The sequence below is a fragment of the Chitinophaga hostae genome (genome assembly GCF_018224885.1).
In the GTDB taxonomy this organism is placed as follows: domain Bacteria; phylum Bacteroidota; class Bacteroidia; order Chitinophagales; family Chitinophagaceae; genus Chitinophaga; species Chitinophaga hostae.
Map to the genome: position 1 here is coordinate 262,155 of NZ_JAGTXB010000004.1, position 17,641 is coordinate 279,795.

The following is a 17,641-nucleotide window of genomic DNA, read 5'->3' on the forward strand; positions in this document are numbered from 1 at the left end:
CCGGCGTAATCAGTTTTTCAAAAGGCGTTTTATTTTTTTGTATTTGAAAGACAGCAAGCGGTCAATATCTGCTGCTGAGGCATATTTATCAAAGAAGGCAATTTTAAAGTAAGAAATACTGTCAGCTTCAGTTTCCTCCCGGTTAAATGCATCTCTGTCATAAAAGCCATAGTAGTCATTTACCAGCAAATTGGCTTTTTCTGAAAGAAGACCAGCCTTTACAATATCGCCTTTTGCTTTCATTTGCCAACTGAGCGCCAGGTATAATTGAGAAATAGTGCTGGAAGGTTTTGTACTCGCGTCATATCCCTGGAAATCATATTTTTCTTCGCCGAGGCGGATAATCTTCGTGAACTGTTGATACAGGGCCTGTTGTACTGCCGGCAGCGTGATGTTGGACGAGTAGATCATATTCAGGGCTGTAGCAATGGCCTGCTGTTTCAGATACCGGGGGTGGGTGGTATGAAGTTGCTTCAGATAGGCAGCTGCTTCCGGATAGTGGTGATCTATCTGGTATAAATGCACAATAGCCAGTGTGAGTAACTCCCGGTTAGCGCCGGGATGTTGGCGCATGGCTATAAACTGTTCCCGTACCTGGTGCAGGTACCGCCGGTCTTTCTGCAGATTTCTATCGCGGTAAAGCCTTTCATAATTGCCTGTTTTTCCTGGCCCGAATTTTAGAATTTCGGGAGATAACAGCCAGTCTTCCAACTTATTTACCTCCCTGCATATGAGTAAGGGTAAGTATTTGCTGGAAGGATCGGCGGCATTTATTTCCTGTATTTCCTGTAGTGATCTGCCAGGGTTTTTGAGGCTGGCGACCGCGGAGATCAGTGTGCGGGTAGCCGGATCGGTAACGGTTGCCTTTAATGCCAGTAATTTCTTTGGGTAAAACCGCATTTGCGCATATGCTTTCTTTTCTTCGCTTCGGTCAAATGCCTGGAGTAGCGTTAACAATTCCTGCTTTTCATTTGGCTGTGCAGCGGCATAGTAGATCAGTCCCCAGTCTGCCACGATAGTTTTCTTGTTCAAGAGGTATTTTTCATAACAGTGGCGGATTTTTTCACCAAAATGGGGAATGGCAATACCGTTGCCGGCGTATATGGTATATGACAGCGATTTAATGCATTGGAATGCGTAGCGTTCCTGCAAAAATGTTTGGGGCGTGCGTTCACATTGTAGCAGGGCATAGTTGGCAACAGAATCATAAAACTGGCTACTAAAGCCGGGGTCATTTAGTTTCCATGGATCAGCATCCATTACCTGTGTAAATTCTATCCGCTTTGCAAACGCCAGGTAATCCAGCGCTGTTTTGTGTGCCGGCTGCAACAGCCATTTCATAAAGGAATTCTTTATACCTGCTGCCGAATGGTTGATGGTAAATAGAAATTCATCCGGTGACATGGCATATTGTACCTCGTAAATATCTTTTAGCGATACCGCTTTCCCTGTTAATTCCTGCCACTCTTTGCAGTTCCGGTGATTATCTGTTTTTAGCGGATCAGTGTCCGACATGGCGGTAAAGGAAGGCGTGTAATAGAAAGGCTGCATGTTATCGAGCCCGCTCAGATAGCTGCGGAAGAGCATGATCCGGCGTTCATCCGGGTAGTATTCCGGACCGCAGCTGTTGGTATTGGTGTAGGAAATAATGATCAGCAGCAACGCACTAGCGGTGATCAAAAGTTTCCTGTATAACGCTTTCATATGTGGTGATTGAAGGAAAATTCCAGTAATAAAAAGCAAACCGGTGGTAGTCAGGTATTTTGCGTGTCATCAGATCTATCGCGGTGGCAAGTTCACGGGTGTCAGGAAACTCCATGCGCAGCACATCTCCTTCCCGGAAATAGTTATCGCCGATCACCGTATCACGGTAAAAGCGGTAACGGTTTTCCTGCTCCCTGTTAAAGATGCTGGAGTCGGTGATAAGGTACCGATCGTTGTATACAATGTTTTTAAACTGGTTATCACGAAACCACGCATACCAGCCGAATAAGGGGAAAACCAGGTCTAACGGTAACGGGTACTTTTTCCCGTTCAGATACTGCTGTAGTTCCTGCAAATCAAAAACAGCGTTTTGAGTAGCAGCAGTGGCTATTTTACCCAGATTATAACACATCAGTATTCCCCTGTCTACAGGTGGAACGCCCATTTTTTCGAAGTATTTATAAGGGTATAAACGAATGGTGGCCGATAGGGTGATACCTGGATTTGCTTTTTTAAACGCCCGCAGGAAAGTAAAATATTTCTGTTTGGTGGATGCGGTCCAGTCACAGTCGATCTGTAGCTCTGAAACGCTTTGCAGACTGTCGCTCCGGTGTATTCCGGCGTTTACCTGTTTTATTTTTGCGGTTATTTTTCCAGCCAGCGCAGCGCAGTCGTTTTCATTCATCATATCGAAAGTCCGGTTGGTAATAAATACCACCGGCGTAATGGCCATGCCCGAAAAATCTTCACCTCCGTAGCGATAATTTCCTAAAACAGCTTTTGGTATTGCCATCTGCAATGTTTCACTCCAGTCTACATCAAAGTAATGGATATACAAATGATCCGCTTTTAGCTGTTTCAGCTTTTTCTGTTCTTCCTCGTCCAGGAAATAAATTGATTTCCAATAATAAAACGAATGGCTAACAGAGGCCCTTTTTTCAGGCTTACACGAAAAAATCAGTAGCAGCAAGGCACACAGGCAATACCGGGAGGGATACATGATGTAAAGGAGTATGTACTAAAGCTAAATCAAATTTTATTAATAACCTTCTTGTTATCTTGCTCCCCCGCCCTTTTCCCCCTCACCAAATTTTGATATATTTAAACTATTATACATATTGCAGCGGTGAACCCGTAAAAAATCCCTGTTCAATGAATAATACTGGTATAATAAGCCTGGTAATCATCATCGTCAATTTTATTGTTTCATACAAGGGCCTGAAAGACCGTGCTTTTTTTGACCGCTATTCTTTCGTGGTAGAAAGGATATTGTTGTTCAGGGAATACTGGCGCCTGATCACTTCGGGGTTCCTGCATGTCAGCTGGCAACATCTCATCTTTAACATGATTTCGTTGCTCATGTTTAGTTTCCTCCTGGAAGCTGATCTGGGCAGCTGGCAGTTCCTGCTGCTTTACTTTGGCAGTTTGCTGGGAGGCGATCTGCTGTCATTGTTTATTCACCGGCATAACGGCGATTACAGTTCAGTAGGGGCTTCGGGCGCTATTTGCGGGGTTATTTTCGCCTCCATTGCATTATTCCCGGGCATGGGAGTTAGTTTATTGGGTTTAATCCCGGTGCCGGGATGGCTTTATGGTGTTGTATTCCTGCTGTATTCCATCTACGGTATTAAGTCGCGCAACCACAATATAGGACACGATGCCCACCTGGGTGGCGCCCTGGCGGGGATGACCATTGCTATTGTAATGGAGCCGCAGGCGATGTTTGCAAACTTTGCTACTATTATTGCGATTGCTGTGCCGGCTGTGTTTTTTATGTACGTGATCATTACCAAGCCCCATGTGCTCCTGGTAGATAATTTCTTCTACAAGCAACACCATGTTTTTGGCGACATAGATCAGAAATATGTTTTCGACAGGGCTAACCGGCAAAAAGAGCTGGATGCCATCCTGGAAAAGATTCACAAAAAAGGTATGCACAGTTTAACAAAGGCCGAGAAAGAAAAACTCGAAAGATACTCGCAGCACTTTTAGCAGGCAAAAATCCTGATTGGCGCTTCTATCTCCGCTTGCTAAAAGCTAACTGCTAAAAGCTAAAAGCTTTAATGGTATCCGCGCAATTTTTACTACTTTAGCAGGAATACCACCAGCCATATATATCATTTGTCCAGTAGCCTGCAAGCATAATGTACGATAATATCTATATTGACAAAGCATTGTTTCAACGCATCTCCGAGGGCGATGAAACGGCATTTGGTGTCCTTTTTAATACATCCCTGCAATCGCTGGAACCGTTTATTCAGAAAATGGTCAAGTCGCCGGAAAACGCCCAAGAAGTGATACAGGCCACTTTCTTGCGGGTATGGCTCAGCCGCGATAAACTTACTGAAATAGATCATCCCAAAGCATGGCTATACAGGGTGGCTGCCAATGAATGTTATACTTATCTCCGCAAAGAAGCCACAGAATACCGTTTACGCGAAACTGCCGCTACCGCCGCTTATGAGACCGACACAGTTACCAGGCAGCTGAGCTTAAAAGAATTGCAGGCGCTCATTGAGGAGGCTGTGCAGTTGTTGTCGCCGCAGCGCCGCCGTATTTTCCAGATGAGCCGTAATAAAGGCATGAAGATCCCGGAAATAGCTACAGAACTGGATCTTTCTCCCCACTCGGTAAAAAATGCGCTCGTGTTTTCGCTGAAGGCCATCCGCGAACATCTCCGCCGCTATGGCCACACTATCCCGCTTGTTTACCTGGTCTTCCTCTGTAAATAATTTTTTTTTAAACGGATAGGTCCTTTATGTATGCTGCTCATTCTTATTAGAAAGGGGAGGAATTTAGCATTACGCATTCCGAAATTCGTAATTTGAAATTCGTAATGCTAAATTCTAAAACATACTATTAAATATATTCCTATCAGCATGCAGGAGCAAAGGGTCATTTTTTTATTGCAGCAGCGGCTCTCCGGTAAGGAAACGGTAGCAGAACAGCAGGAATTGTACGATTTGCTGAAAGACGACGGCAACATGGAGTTGTTTATGGCCGCGCTGACAGACCTGATGTGGAAGGCGCCGGTTGAAGAACAAACGGATGTTGCAGCCCGTAACGCGCTGCTGAAAAGCATTACCGCATCAGATATTACCCTGCCATTTGCAGATACGGTGAAAACAACATCGGTGGTCCGCTGGTGGTGGGCTGCCGCTGCCGTTACAGGTATTATGCTGGCTGCCGCCGCGTGGTGGCTGTTCAAGCCTGCGGCGAGCGTAAAACCATTGCCCGCCGCAGCGGTACGATATAAAAATGACGTGCCGCCAGGAAGCAATAAAGCCATCCTCACACTGTCAGATGGTTCCAGCATTGCGCTGGACGACGCAAAGAATGATACGCTGGGTAAACAGGGCAGTACCAGCATCATCAAAATGCAAAGCGGACAGGTATTATACAAAGCCGCCGCAGCCGCTGCCGCCGTTACCTATAATACGCTTACTACGCCCCGCGGCGGACAGTACCAGCTTACATTACCGGACGGCACCAAAGTATGGCTCAATGCGGCCAGCTCCCTGCATTTCCCTACTTCTTTTGCTAACCATAACAGGTTGGTAGAACTAACGGGAGAAGGATATTTTGAAGTGGCGCCTATGCCCGGGAAACCATTCCTCGTCAAAGTGAACGGAACAGAGATCGCTGTGCTGGGAACGCATTTCAATATAATGGCGTATGCCAACGAACAAGCCATGGCAGTCACCCTGCTGGAAGGCGCAGTAAACGTGAGCAGGAACGGCGTGATGAAAAAACTGCAACCAGGCCAACAGGCCCGCATTCCGGCTAATAATAATATCACCGTTACCAATGTGGATATATCCGAAGCGGTGGCCTGGAAAAATGGCTTCTTCATTTTTGAACACGCAGATATCACCATGGTAATGCGGCAACTGGAACGATGGTACGATATTGAAGTAGTATATGAAGGCGCCCCCCCATCCATGCGCTTTGGCGGCGGTATGCAACGCAGCCTGCCCTTGTCGCGCGTATTAAATATTTTAGAGAAAAACCAGGTATTATTTAAGATAGATGGAAGAAAAATAACCGTTTTACAATAGTATCAGCACCCGATTTTTTAACATGCTAAATCAACCAATTATTGAATTAAGAAAGTATTGCTAGAAAACCAATGCCATTAAAAAACCAGTGATGGGCAAACATCACTGGTTACAGGCAATAAATTATCGTGTAAACTCATTTTTATCACCGAAATCAAATGTATGATTTTAACTGCTTTGTTCCAAAACAGAGAAGGGAACGCTCATGCGCTAAATCGCAAACCTGATCATCAGCACACCAATACATCAGAACCGCACCACCAATGCAGATCTTACTTACTGGCGCATACCGGCCCTGTGAAAAAAAACAATCAGCCAACCAAAATTTGGAGGATCATGAGGTTATCTGCTTTATTACTAATGGCTGGCGCACTACAAATCAGCGCCAAAGGCGTGGCGCAAAAAATGACCATGTCCTTAAAAAACACGCCGCTGTCGACGGTATTTACCAACATCAACCGGCAAACCGGTTACATCGTATTTTATAATTACGATGCGCTGCAAAATGCGAGACCCGTTACCCTGGAACTGAAGAATGTCAGCGTCCAGGAAGTACTGCATGTATCCCTCATGGGACAGGGGCTGGACTATACCATCGACGACAAAACCATCACGGTAACGAGAGTAGTGGCCAGGGTACCGGAATTACCCGTACTGCCTGCACAAATAGTGATTACCGGCCGTATTACGGATGAAAATGGAATTCCCCTTGCCGGTGTTTCCGTAGTGGTAAAAGGTACTACCAGGGGCACCCAAACCAATAACAACGGGGAGTATACAGTAGCGGTGAAAGATGAAAATGCCGTGCTGTCATTTACCTGCATCGGCTTCGAAAGAAAGGAAGTAGTGGTAGGAAGAAGCGGCGTGATCAGTTTACAACTGAAAGCATCCAATAACAAGTTAACCGGCGTAGATGTGGTGAATACCGGCTACCAGATGATATCCCGCGAAAGGGCTACGGGCTCATTTTCCGTGATTGATCCCTATCGCCTCCGCGCTAAATTGAAACCGGATGTAAAATCAGCCCTGGAAGGACAAGCCACCGGGGTAGTGTTGACCAAGGAAGGCAACCTCGAAATCCGTGGCGTATCCACTTTGCTGGGCACCGCCGCCAGCGCGCCCCTGCTCGTGATCGATGGCTATCCTACTTCTGCCGGGCTGGAATCACTGAACATCGATAACATCGAATCCATCACAGTACTGAAAGATGCAGTAGCTGCTTCTATCTACGGCGCCCGCTCCTCCAACGGGGTAATCGTTATCGCCACCCGCCAGGGAAAAAAAGGCGCGTTACAGGTAGAATATAAAGGCTCCACCGGCATCACCCTCAAACCGGAACTGAAGTACCTGAACAGGGCCTCTTCAGCCGATTTTGTGGACGCAGAAATAGAACTCTATAACCAGGACCCGAACGGTATACTCACCGATTATAACAACTACAGCAGCTTGTCGCGCGTAAACTACCTCCTGCTGGCAAAATCACAGGGGTGGCTAAACGAAAAAGATGCGGATGCACAGCTGGAAGCGCTGAAAAGCAACGACGGACTGGCACAGATGCAAAAGTATTATTTCCGGAACCAGTTCACCCAGCAGCATAACATCTCCCTCTCCGGCGGCAGCGACAAAAGCATGCTCAACGCAGCGGTAAAATATATTTCTAATCAGAACAATACCGTACGCAACACCGACAACCGCCTGATCTTTGATATGAAAAACGACTGGCGCCCCGGTAAACGCGTAGCAATAAGATTGTTTACCAACGTGAACTATGCCACCTCTTCAGCGCCGGTAAAAGGCTGGCAGGATATGCTCGCATTTACCAATACCTCGCTGATACAGCCTTATGACCTGATTGTGGATCCCGCCACCGGCGATCCGCTGACAATGGCATTTAAGAATAAGAAAAAAGCAGACCGCTATGCAGCGATGTCCGGCCTGAAACCACTGTATTATAACCCGCTGGAAGACCTGGGACTGGAAACAACTACTTACAAAACCCTGCAGCTCCGCCTGGGCGGTAACATTAATATTAAACTGCTGGAAGGATTAAGTATAGAAGCCGGCGGCTCCTGGAGCCGCGGCGATCAGCTGGGCAGAACCCTGTATGATAAAAATGCCTACCGGGTAAGACTCTGGTACGACGACAATACCTCTATCGCCAACCCATCCAAACATTATATCCCGGATGGCGCCGTGGTAAATGAAAACCGCAATTTTAACCAGAGCTATATGTTCCGCACCCAGCTGAACTTTAATAAGCTGGTCGCCTCCCGCCACCGCATTTCTGCGATCGCCGGAAATGAAATCAGCAGGAATACCGCCGACAACAATAACCTGCCAACCCGCTTTGGATATAACGACCAGGCAGGTACGTTTTCTACCTTTAATTATGCCGATTATAATGCCGGTAACTACACGGCAGATAAACTCGGTACCAGCAGCCCTTCTGCCAGCATCGGCAGTTACAGCTACCAGGATAATCGTTTTGTTTCCTGGTATGCCAACGGCTCTTATGAATACGACAACCGGTTTATCCTGAGCGGCAGCATCCGCCTGGACCAAACCAATTTTTTTGGTACCGATCCCCGCTACCGTTACAAACCTTTATGGTCTGCCGGCGGTACCTATAAGCTCGCAGAAGAGAAATTCTTTCACCTGCCATTGATAGATCGTCTCGACCTGCGCGCTTCCTACGGCATCAACGGCAATATTTCACTGAACTCAGGACCCTTCCTCATCATCGCACCAGGTTCTTACTCCAATTATACGGGAGATGTATCCTATGGCATTTCTTCTCCCCCCAACAATACCCTCCGCTGGGAAAAAACAAAGAGCACTAACTTCGGAGCCGACCTCTCTTTGCTGAACAGACGCATCAACTTAACGGTAGACTATTACCTCCGTAACAGCAGCGACCTGCTGGCAGCGGATGCGATCGATCCTACCAAAGGCTTTAGCTCACTCACCAAAAATATCGGGGAAGTAAGAAATACCGGTTACGAAATATCTATTGATGCAGATGTGATCCGCAAAAAAAACCTGGTATGGAATACCTTCTTCAATTTCAGTTATAATAAGAATAAGGTCCTTACCTATAATGTTACCTACCAGTACGCTTCTTCCATTACTAACGGTGCTATCAAAAAAGCAGGCGATCCGCTGGATGCCCTTTACAGCTACCGCTACGCAGGCCTGGACAATAACGGCGTATCGCAGTTTTATACAGCCAAAGGAGAAAAAAGCGGCGGCGGCAATGTGGCCGTGGGTGACCTGATATACAGCGGTACCCTGCGTCCGAAATATGCCATCAGCATGACCAACTCCTTCCGCGTGAAAAACTTTGACCTGTCATTTATGTTCATCGCCAAGTTAGGTAACGTGCTGAGAAGAGATGCTTTCAGCGGGTCTAATATCCTCAACAAACATGTGTCTGAAAGGTGGAAACAACCCGGCGATGAAGCAAAAACAATCTATCCGAAACTCAGCGACTGGAATATGGATATGTTTTATTTCCCTTATTCAGACATCCTGATAGAAAGTGCCAGCTATATGAAGCTGCGGGATATTACACTTACATATGATATCAACCCCCGCCTGTTGAAACGGATTGGTTTCACCGGTACAAGGATATACCTGCAAAGCAGGAACCTGTTTATGATCACGGCCAACAGCGACCATCGTGATCCGGAAACGTCTGAACTGAACCTTTCCGGCGGTACCGGTGCGTTTACAGAACAAGGCTTCAGCTCCCTGCCATTGAGGCCGGAGTTTTATGTAGGGTTATCATTCAGTCTTTAACATTTAATTGCGGCGATCATGAAACAGTCGATACTTATTCTACTCACCATCATCTCAGGCAGCCTGGCTTCCTGCAGCAAATTCCTGGACGTAAAACCAAAAGGAAAACTGATCCCTACAGAAGTGGCGGACTTCGACCACCTGCTGGACAATTCAAATATTGCCCAATGGGTTTTTCTCGATAACAACACAGGTTGCAACCTGGGGTATTTAACAGATAACCTGTCTTTGTCTGATGGTCTCGGTAATATCAACTACAAAGCCAACAACCATCCTAACATAGACCGGTACTGGGCCTACCTGTTCCGGCAGCCTTACAAAAATCCCGCTACTTCTGATTACTTCTGGGACTGGGGTACTTATCGTTCCATGGCTTATTTTAACAACGTAATAGATGGGGTCAATGGTATTACGAATCTAACTAACGAAAACCAGCAATATGCAAAACGGGTAGTGGCCCAGGCGTTGGTAAACCGTGCATGGTCCTATTTCATTACTACTATGGTATACGGGCCGGTGTACAAGCCTGGTTCGCCCAATGATACCAAAACTATTCCCTATGTGATCAGCTCCGATGTAGGGGCCACATTGCCGGATCTATCCACCCAGGAGCAGGCATTTGCCCTTGTTTCGAAAGATGTACATGCGGCATTGGCCGATATCCCGGAAGTAACCAACTGGCCATCGCGTCCTACCAAAGTGGCCGCACAGGCGCTGCTGGCATACTACCACCTGTTTACCCAGAAATACGACAGCGTGGTATATTACGCCAACCTGGCCTGGACAGCTGCCAGCGCAGGCGGAACGGATAAATTGATCTATGATTACAACGGCTTCTCCTGGACAGAGCCCACCAATATCATCAACAGCACCATTAAGGCACAGGATAACTTCCTGACTGCCGCCAACAGCCGTGAAAATTTATTTTACCGCAACATCGACGCAGGGGCGGGAAGATCTACTTCTTCCTATCCTTCGGATGAAGTGATTGCGTTGTATGACCAGGCAAATGACCTGCGCTTTAAATATTTCTTTTTAACGGCACCCGGTTATAAAACAACGTACAACAACGTTACCTACGACGATGGTAACCGCATCCAGTATTATCGTGGTTCCAAAACAACCATGACAGCAGGCTTCACCTATCCTGAACTGCTGCTGATGCGCGCCGAAGGATACGCCCGCACCAACCGTTTATCTGCCGCCATCGACGACCTTAATACCCTGCGCCGTTATCGCTATAAAACCGGTACACCGCCATTGGTCGTGGGCTCACAGGCAGAGGTGATACAGCAGGTGCTGGATGAAAGAAGAAGGGAACTGCCCCTGGGCTCTTTTAAACGTTTCCTGGATCTGAAAAGACTTTGCCTCGAAACCGGTAAGCCCTGGAGTAAACAAAAAGTGCAGCATAAAATAGGTACGGAAACATATAGCGGCACCATAGATTCAAAGGATTTTATACTTACGATATCGAATGTTGTACTTAAATTTAATCCACAGTGGAACATCCCGTTAGATGGAAGACCCTTTTAAATCAAAAACACATCCATATGAAACACATTTTTGTAACCATGCTGGCTGTATTGCCTGCCACACTTTTCGCCCAGGAAGGCAACTTTGTACTCAAAGGAAAAATAGGTAAGCTGGATGCACCGGCAAAACTGTTTTTAACCTACCGTGCCAATGGTGAAGTAATCAGGGATTCTGCCGCTTTAACACAGGGCGCTTTCGAATTCAAAGGTAAGGTCACCGATCCTGTAAAAGCTACACTGGTATTGCGTCATACGGCGCCCACCAATATGATGTCGTACAAATCGGATATGCTGGCAGTATACCTGGAAAAAGGCGCCATTACCCTGAGCGCCAAAGACTCCGTATACAACGCAGTCGTAAAAGGTTCCCGCCTGAACGATGATCAGCAACGCCTGCAGGCAAAACTGAAAAGCACCGGTGAACAGCGGGATCAGCTCACTGCCGATTACATCGCAGCCAGTGAAGAAAACCGTAAGTCAGAGGTATTCAGAAAATCTTTTGAAGAGAAGAATAAAGCCATCCGGGCAGAAGAAAAGAATATCTATAAAGCCTTTATTGCAGAAAATCCAAAGTCGCCCGTGAGCCTGGATGCGCTGCAAAGTTTCGCGGGCTCAATACCTGACAATGTAGATGAAATTGAAGCCGCTTACAATGCTTTATCTCCGCTGGTAAAGGACAGCAAAAGAGGAAAAGAAGTAGCTGGTATTATCAATGGCTGGAAACAAACCGCTATCGGTGCTACCGCACCGGTATTTACACAGAACGATACCCTGGGGAAACCCGTTAATCTGACCGATTTCCGCGGCAAATATGTGCTGGTGGATTTCTGGGCCAGCTGGTGCGGTCCCTGCCGCGCAGAAAACCCGCATGTGGTAGCTGCCTTTAATAAATACAAGGACAAACAGTTTACCATCCTCGGTGTATCGCTCGATCAGGCAAACGGACACGATGCATGGCTGAAAGCTATCCACACCGATCAGCTTACCTGGACACACGTATCCGATCTGAAATTCTGGGAAAACGAAGTCGCTAAATTATATGGCGTACGCGCAGTTCCTCAAAATTTCCTGCTGGACCCCAACGGTAAAATAGTAGCGAAGAACCTGCGTGGCGAGGCATTGGAAAAGAAGCTGGAAGAGCTGCTGCCGCGCTAGAAATTGTCTTTGCCCGGGATTTTTTTTGCCCAGGATTAAACTGATTTTGATGATTCAAAGGATTTTTTCTTTTTTGATTTTAAAAGATTAGGGAAGATATAAGCGAATTTGCTTGCATCTTCCCTAATCTTTAAAATCAAACTATAATCACAATAAAAAAATCCTTTGAATCATCAAAATCAGTTTAATCCTGGGCAAGAAAAAATCCCGGGCAAAAAGACAATTTCCGCTATTTTACTTTTTCAAAAGAATAATGCCCCTTTACATGTTTATTAAGATAAGTACCTTTTGATCCGGACGACTTCATCGCTAAATAAACAGCCTCCGGCACCTCCTTGTAATCGTATATCATCCCGGATACATAAATGATCCGAAGCGTGTGCGTATCAGCATAATAGGTCATATGGGCCACTACAGATGACGGCATATATACCCCGGCTCAATTATCATACCGGTGCCCGTATGCCAGGGCTTGTAATAGTATATCTTTGTTACCGGAAATCCGTTAGATTTGTTGCTTACAAAGGGAACCTGTTATAAACAATGGCGCTGCCAACAAACCCATTATACGTGTTACACACCTTTTCGACGGAAAATTTCCACACCACCTGTGACCAGCTGGCCGCTGCAGATCCGCAATTAAAGTTTATTATCAGTACCTACGGTTACCCGCCTATGTGGACAAGGCCCAACACCTTCGAATCGTTGGTGCATATCATACTGGAGCAACAGGTATCGCTGGCATCGGCACTGGCTGCCCTGAATAAACTGCGCGAAAAGATTACTACCATAACCCCCGGAAAACTGCTGACGCTAACAGACGAAGAACTAAAAGCCTGTTATTTCAGTCGCCAGAAAACGACTTATGCCCGGGCCCTTGCCAACGCCATTCAGCAACGGCAATTCGTTCCCAAAGCGCTGGAAAAGCTGCCGGACGAAGTGGTACGCGAAAAAGTGGTGGCACTGAAAGGTATGGGCAACTGGACGGCAGATATTTACCTGATGTTTGTACTCCGCCGCGCCGATATTTTCCCCATCGGCGACCTCGCCGCGGTAAACGCGCTGAAACAGGTAAAGCAACTGCCCAAAGAAACCAGCCGGGAACAACTGCTGGAAATTTCCGGCGCCTGGAAACCCTGGCGCACCGTGGCTACCATGATACTATGGCATTACTACCTGTCGCTGAGAGTAAAAGATAAATCCGCGGAGACCGCAAAAATTAAAAAGGCGATGTCGCTATAGCTCGCCATTGATGAAGGCAGCCGTAAGTAAAAGAAAAGTCGGCCAAACAAAATATAAGTTTACATTAGTCGAATAATTTTATCCATTGGAAAGACCATTTAAACAGGAAGAATTAGCAGTTCTGAGAAAAGGACGCTCCCCGCGTGCCAATGAAAGCAGCGATACGGCAGGTTGGCTGGGCTGCCTGGCATTCTTTATCGTCATTATTGCCTATGGCTGGCTGGCATCGTTACTCAGTATGCATGTAAGTATGTTTTGGGCAGCAGTGCTGCCTTTCCCCGTCATCGGCATGGTGTATCTTTTATATCGTTTTATCCTGAAAGAATTTATACCCGACGAATTTGGGCATGCAGTGATAGAAACCGTTACTGCAACGGATATCCAGATCAGTAGCAACGCTGACGGGTATACGATAAAGGTGTTACATCCCGACGGTGAAATTACCTGGTCCGGTGAAATGACAGTAGTGTATTTTGGTCATAATGAAGAGGGGTTTAGAAAAGTGTTGCGGTACTTAAAACTGGATGCTGCCATCACCGCTACCGGTTACCAGCTGCCTCTGGATACATTGTTAACGATGAGCAGTGATGTGTTGTGGGTGAGGTTTGAACCTGCTCAGCAATCCTCCACCTATCATTTGGGAAAGTGGGGATTAGCGGATTATTTCAGGACGGAATATGACCTGATCCGCAGCTCCAAAACGGATGCATTGGTTTTTGTTGGCCTTGATAGCGGCACTGCCGCCTATTTTGGCAATACTATTACGTTTGGGAGCAACAATATACAGTGCCTGCCTTATCCTATTTAGTGAGCCGGCCATTGATTAAACAATGCTTCCCGTTCCTTAAAATGTTGTTTGATAAATATCAACAGCAAATCGCCGGCAAATGTAATCGTGGCCTCATGTGAAGTATAGATCAGCCAGTTGAAGTCTGCATCACAATACATTGTTTCGTGACTGTTCAAATGAAACTCGCTGTGCGCAATCGCTGTGTAAATTTCTTCTTCCGTTACTTCCAGCAGATGTGTGGCTGCATGCTGATCCAGGAAGTCAGCAATAGATTGATAATCGTCTGCTGTTAATTCATTTTTAGGGAGAAATATTACTTCCCCGGGACTCTTCTCTACAACCGGATCCCAGTATTCGTTGTCATAATTCCATCGTTCCAGCAACTGTTGTTTGACGACCTCTTTTTCATTTTCGTTGAGCCGCCGGCGATAGGGAAGCGGCGCCACCTGTGCCAGGGCTTCCGGTGTAATGGTTTGTATAAAGCCGATAAATTTATCGCGCTCATCGCGGATAGCTGCTTTTTCAATGGCATTGTCCTCACTTTCTGTAAAGGAGGAGGCAGCCTCGTTCCCAATATGGATCAATGCTTCACGGCAGGCGGCCAGTGATGGATACGTTTGATCTGTGTATATTTCTATTTCACCCAGTATGGCAGCCAATGCATGATAGCGGGGAAATAAATTATAATCACTGTCAGAATACGTATACTCCGGGAAATCCTGCCCTGTACGTTCATTGACATACCTGTTGGCCCAGTAGGCATAATGTTCCTTACAGTAACGACGTGCGGCGGTAATCAGTGCAACGGTTTCGGTCATGCCGCAAAATACCAAATTATTGGAAAACCATAAATGGCTTCGTTGGGTGGTTTTTACTCTGCCCGCAAACTGTTGACCGGATTTATCAGCGCTGCCCGGATAGCCTGGAAACTTACGGTGCCCAGGGTTACCACCAGGGTGACCAACGCGGTAATAACAAATATCCATACTGATAGGCCGATGCGGTAATCGTATTGCTGCAGCCAGTTATGCATGAAATACCAGGCAACCGGCATGGCTACACTAAAGGAGATAGCTGTGAGCAAAAGGAATTCTTTTGTCAGAAGCGCCCATACGCTTACCACAGAAGCGCCGAGCACTTTTCTGATGCCGATTTCTTTTACACGCTGCTCAGCGGTGAAGGTGGCTAATCCAAAGATGCCGAGGCAGCTGATGAAGATGGCGAATAGCGCGAAAAAGGCGGATAGCTTGCTGATACGGTCTTCCGAAGAAAACTTCCTCGCATATTCCAGGTCAGCAAAACTAAATTTAAATGGCGCTGTGGGGGCGTATTTTTTAAGCACTGTTTCTATTTTGGCAAGCGCTTCAGGTGTGCCGATAAGGGGATTGATGCGAACTGTAATTTGACTGAGGTTGCCATAGTCCATCATGAATATCGCCGGCGCAGGATGTGCAAAAGGAGATTCCATGATCACATTCTTTATGACGCCGATAACCTGGTAGTTATTGTCATCAAATTTTATGGTGGAGCCTACGGGGTGCTCCAGTCCCATAAAGGCAACGGCGCTTTCATTCAGTATCATGCCGAAGGTATCAGTGGCAAAAGCCCTTGAAAAGTCGCGCCCGGCTGTAAATCGCCAGTCTACCGTTTTCCCGAAATCATGCGACACCCACGAAGTGGCAAAAGTCGGACGAAGATCTGCCGGTTTACCGGGCCAGTCGTATCCGGTCAGATGGGCGTAAAGCTCAGTAGCAGGATTGGACGCTTCGGCCATGTTTAATGCTCCCCCTGAGTTGATAAGGTCATTGCGGAGCGCATCATAATGCTGTTGCAACTCCGGAGTGGTCATCGCAATATTGATCAGTCCATTCCGGTCATAGCCCAACGGCCGGTTTCTTGCGTGCTGAATTTGTTTAAAGATGATAATGGTACCAATGATCAGCACTACGGAAACCGTGAACTGTAATACTACCAGCGCCTTCCTGGAAAATACCGGTGTACGGCCGGTTTTAAAGGTGCCTTTCAGTACTTTTAAGGTATTGAAAGACGAAAGATAAAAGGCGGGATAGCTGCCTGCCAGCAGGCCTGTGAGCAGCGTAAGAGAAATAACTTCTGCCCATAAGGTCCCGCTGTTCCACGGAAAGCGGATTTCCTTTTCGGCCAGTGCATTGAACCAGGGCAATGAAAATGCAGCCAGCGCCATGGCTAACAGCAGCGCCATCCCGGCGATGATCATGGCTTCTCCCAAAAACTGGAAAATAAGCTGGTGTTTTTCAGAACCGATCGCCTTGCGGATACCTACTTCCCGGGCCCTTTTCTGCGAACGCGCCGTATTAAGGTTCATGAAATTGATACAGGCAAGTAACAGCACAAACAAACCAATAGTGCCAAAAATCCATACATATCGAATAGCGCCGCCGGTATTTTTTCCATTGGTAAATTCGCCGTACAGATGCCATTTGCTCATCGGTTGTAATACAATTTCCGGGTCGTCGTGTCTGTCAGGTTTTCCTTTAAGCAAATCCCTTACAGCGCCCGCCACCGTTGCGAGTATGGCATGGTCCGCCAGTTCGGCATAAATAAAGAAGGAGTTGTTGTTCCAGGCGTCATAGGAATTTTTTATCCAGGCCTGGTCAGCAATGAGGTAGGACCATGGCAACACAAATTTTACGTTGGAAAAATTAGTGTTCCCTGGGAAATCTTCAAACACCCCGGTTACTTTTACACTGTTCTTATTATCTATACGGAGTACTTTGTTGATGGGATCTGCCGCTCCGAACAAGGCCTGTGCCACCGAACGGCTGAGCATAACGGAAGATGGATCATTTAATCCATGCAAGGTACCGGATACTATATCGGGTGATAAAATATCCATCAGTTCCGGTTCTCCGTACAGGCCATCCTGGTTGATTTTTTTATCGCCGTAGGCCAGTACATGCGGACCACTATTCCTGTTCAGCGCTACATGCTTGAAATGAGCGGCGTATTTGGAACGCAGTTCCAATGCCGCCGGAATCGGCATCACTGTTTCCGTGGAAATTTTATGATAGGCCGCATTATTCCAGTTGTGCATTACCTGCACAATACGATCGTAGTTTTTTAAAGACTTATTGTACGACGTTTCATCCGTTATCCATAAACCAATTAAAATAACTACCGCCATGCCAATCGCCAGCCCAAGGATATTGATAACTGCAAATCCTTTGTTGCGTGAAAGGTTACGCCATGTTATACGGAAATAGTTGCTGATCATAGGAGTGTTTATTAGCCGGAATGCATCCACAAAATAATGTACCGTTTTTACAACGGGAAGCCCTCACGTAATTATATATTATACAAATAATTTTATGTTCATTTTCATA

At 46.6% G+C, this 17,641-nt stretch carries 13 protein-coding genes; 8 read left to right on the top strand and 5 right to left on the bottom strand.

The window, feature by feature from the left end; translation table 11 throughout:
- Positions 1 to 9: 9 nt before the first annotated feature.
- Together KE626_RS10645 and KE626_RS10650 are read right to left on the bottom strand one after the other, a co-directional pair.
- Positions 10 to 1,704 carry a hypothetical protein gene (locus tag KE626_RS10645; protein ID WP_211972881.1) on the bottom strand — a complete coding sequence of 565 codons (1,695 nt, stop codon included), beginning with the start codon at positions 1,702 to 1,704 and terminating at the stop codon, positions 10 to 12.
- The gene (locus KE626_RS10650; protein WP_211972882.1) at positions 1,667 to 2,704 is read right to left on the bottom strand and encodes a hypothetical protein; all 1,038 of its coding nucleotides are present in this window, start codon (positions 2,702 to 2,704) and stop codon (positions 1,667 to 1,669) included. Before KE626_RS10650 ends, KE626_RS10645 begins: the two co-directional genes overlap by 38 nt.
- A 152-nt stretch (positions 2,705 to 2,856) precedes the next feature.
- Between KE626_RS10650 and KE626_RS10655 the strand changes: the two genes are divergently transcribed.
- From KE626_RS10655 to KE626_RS10680, 6 genes are all read left to right on the top strand, one after another.
- Positions 2,857 to 3,696, top strand: a complete 840-nt coding sequence (locus KE626_RS10655; RefSeq protein ID WP_211972883.1) for a rhomboid family protein — start codon at positions 2,857 to 2,859, stop codon at positions 3,694 to 3,696.
- Positions 3,697 to 3,848: 152 nt separating this feature from the next.
- The gene (locus tag KE626_RS10660) at positions 3,849 to 4,436 is read left to right on the top strand and encodes an RNA polymerase sigma factor (RefSeq protein ID WP_211972884.1); all 588 of its coding nucleotides are present in this window, start codon (positions 3,849 to 3,851) and stop codon (positions 4,434 to 4,436) included.
- Positions 4,437 to 4,583: 147 nt separating this feature from the next.
- Positions 4,584 to 5,762 (top strand): FecR family protein, encoded by a 1,179-nt coding sequence (locus tag KE626_RS10665; protein ID WP_211972885.1) that lies wholly within the window; start codon positions 4,584 to 4,586, stop codon positions 5,760 to 5,762.
- Between the two features lie 336 nt (positions 5,763 to 6,098).
- Entirely contained in the window at positions 6,099 to 9,560 is a 3,462-nt protein-coding gene (locus KE626_RS10670; protein WP_211972886.1) for a SusC/RagA family TonB-linked outer membrane protein, read from the top strand.
- An 18-nt stretch (positions 9,561 to 9,578) separates the two neighbouring features.
- Positions 9,579 to 11,093 (top strand): RagB/SusD family nutrient uptake outer membrane protein, encoded by a 1,515-nt coding sequence (locus KE626_RS10675; protein WP_211972887.1) that lies wholly within the window; start codon positions 9,579 to 9,581, stop codon positions 11,091 to 11,093.
- 17 nt (positions 11,094 to 11,110) lie between these two features.
- Entirely contained in the window at positions 11,111 to 12,247 is a 1,137-nt protein-coding gene (locus KE626_RS10680; RefSeq protein ID WP_249207398.1) for a TlpA disulfide reductase family protein, read from the top strand.
- Positions 12,248 to 12,476: 229 nt separating this feature from the next.
- Here KE626_RS10680 and KE626_RS10685 read toward each other — a convergent pair whose 3' ends face one another.
- Positions 12,477 to 12,674, bottom strand: coding sequence for a KTSC domain-containing protein (locus KE626_RS10685; protein WP_211972888.1), 198 nt, complete (start codon positions 12,672 to 12,674; stop codon positions 12,477 to 12,479).
- A gap of 143 nt (positions 12,675 to 12,817) precedes the next feature.
- Here KE626_RS10685 and KE626_RS10690 point away from each other — a divergent pair, with 143 nt between their 5' ends.
- Complete coding sequence (locus tag KE626_RS10690) at positions 12,818 to 13,489, top strand: DNA-3-methyladenine glycosylase family protein (protein WP_211972889.1); 672 nt, start codon at positions 12,818 to 12,820, stop codon at positions 13,487 to 13,489.
- Between the two features lie 85 nt (positions 13,490 to 13,574).
- The gene (locus KE626_RS10695; RefSeq protein WP_211972890.1) at positions 13,575 to 14,297 is read left to right on the top strand and encodes a hypothetical protein; all 723 of its coding nucleotides are present in this window, start codon (positions 13,575 to 13,577) and stop codon (positions 14,295 to 14,297) included.
- Here the strand turns inward: KE626_RS10695 and KE626_RS10700 are convergent.
- Complete coding sequence (locus tag KE626_RS10700) at positions 14,294 to 15,097, bottom strand: hypothetical protein (protein ID WP_211972891.1); 804 nt, start codon at positions 15,095 to 15,097, stop codon at positions 14,294 to 14,296. The two genes, KE626_RS10695 and KE626_RS10700, sit on opposite strands and share 4 nt — an antisense overlap.
- 53 nt (positions 15,098 to 15,150) lie before the next feature.
- On the bottom strand, positions 15,151 to 17,532 hold the full coding sequence (locus KE626_RS10705) for an ABC transporter permease (protein ID WP_211972892.1): 2,382 nt from the start codon (positions 17,530 to 17,532) through the stop codon (positions 15,151 to 15,153).
- Positions 17,533 to 17,641 lie beyond the last annotated feature (109 nt).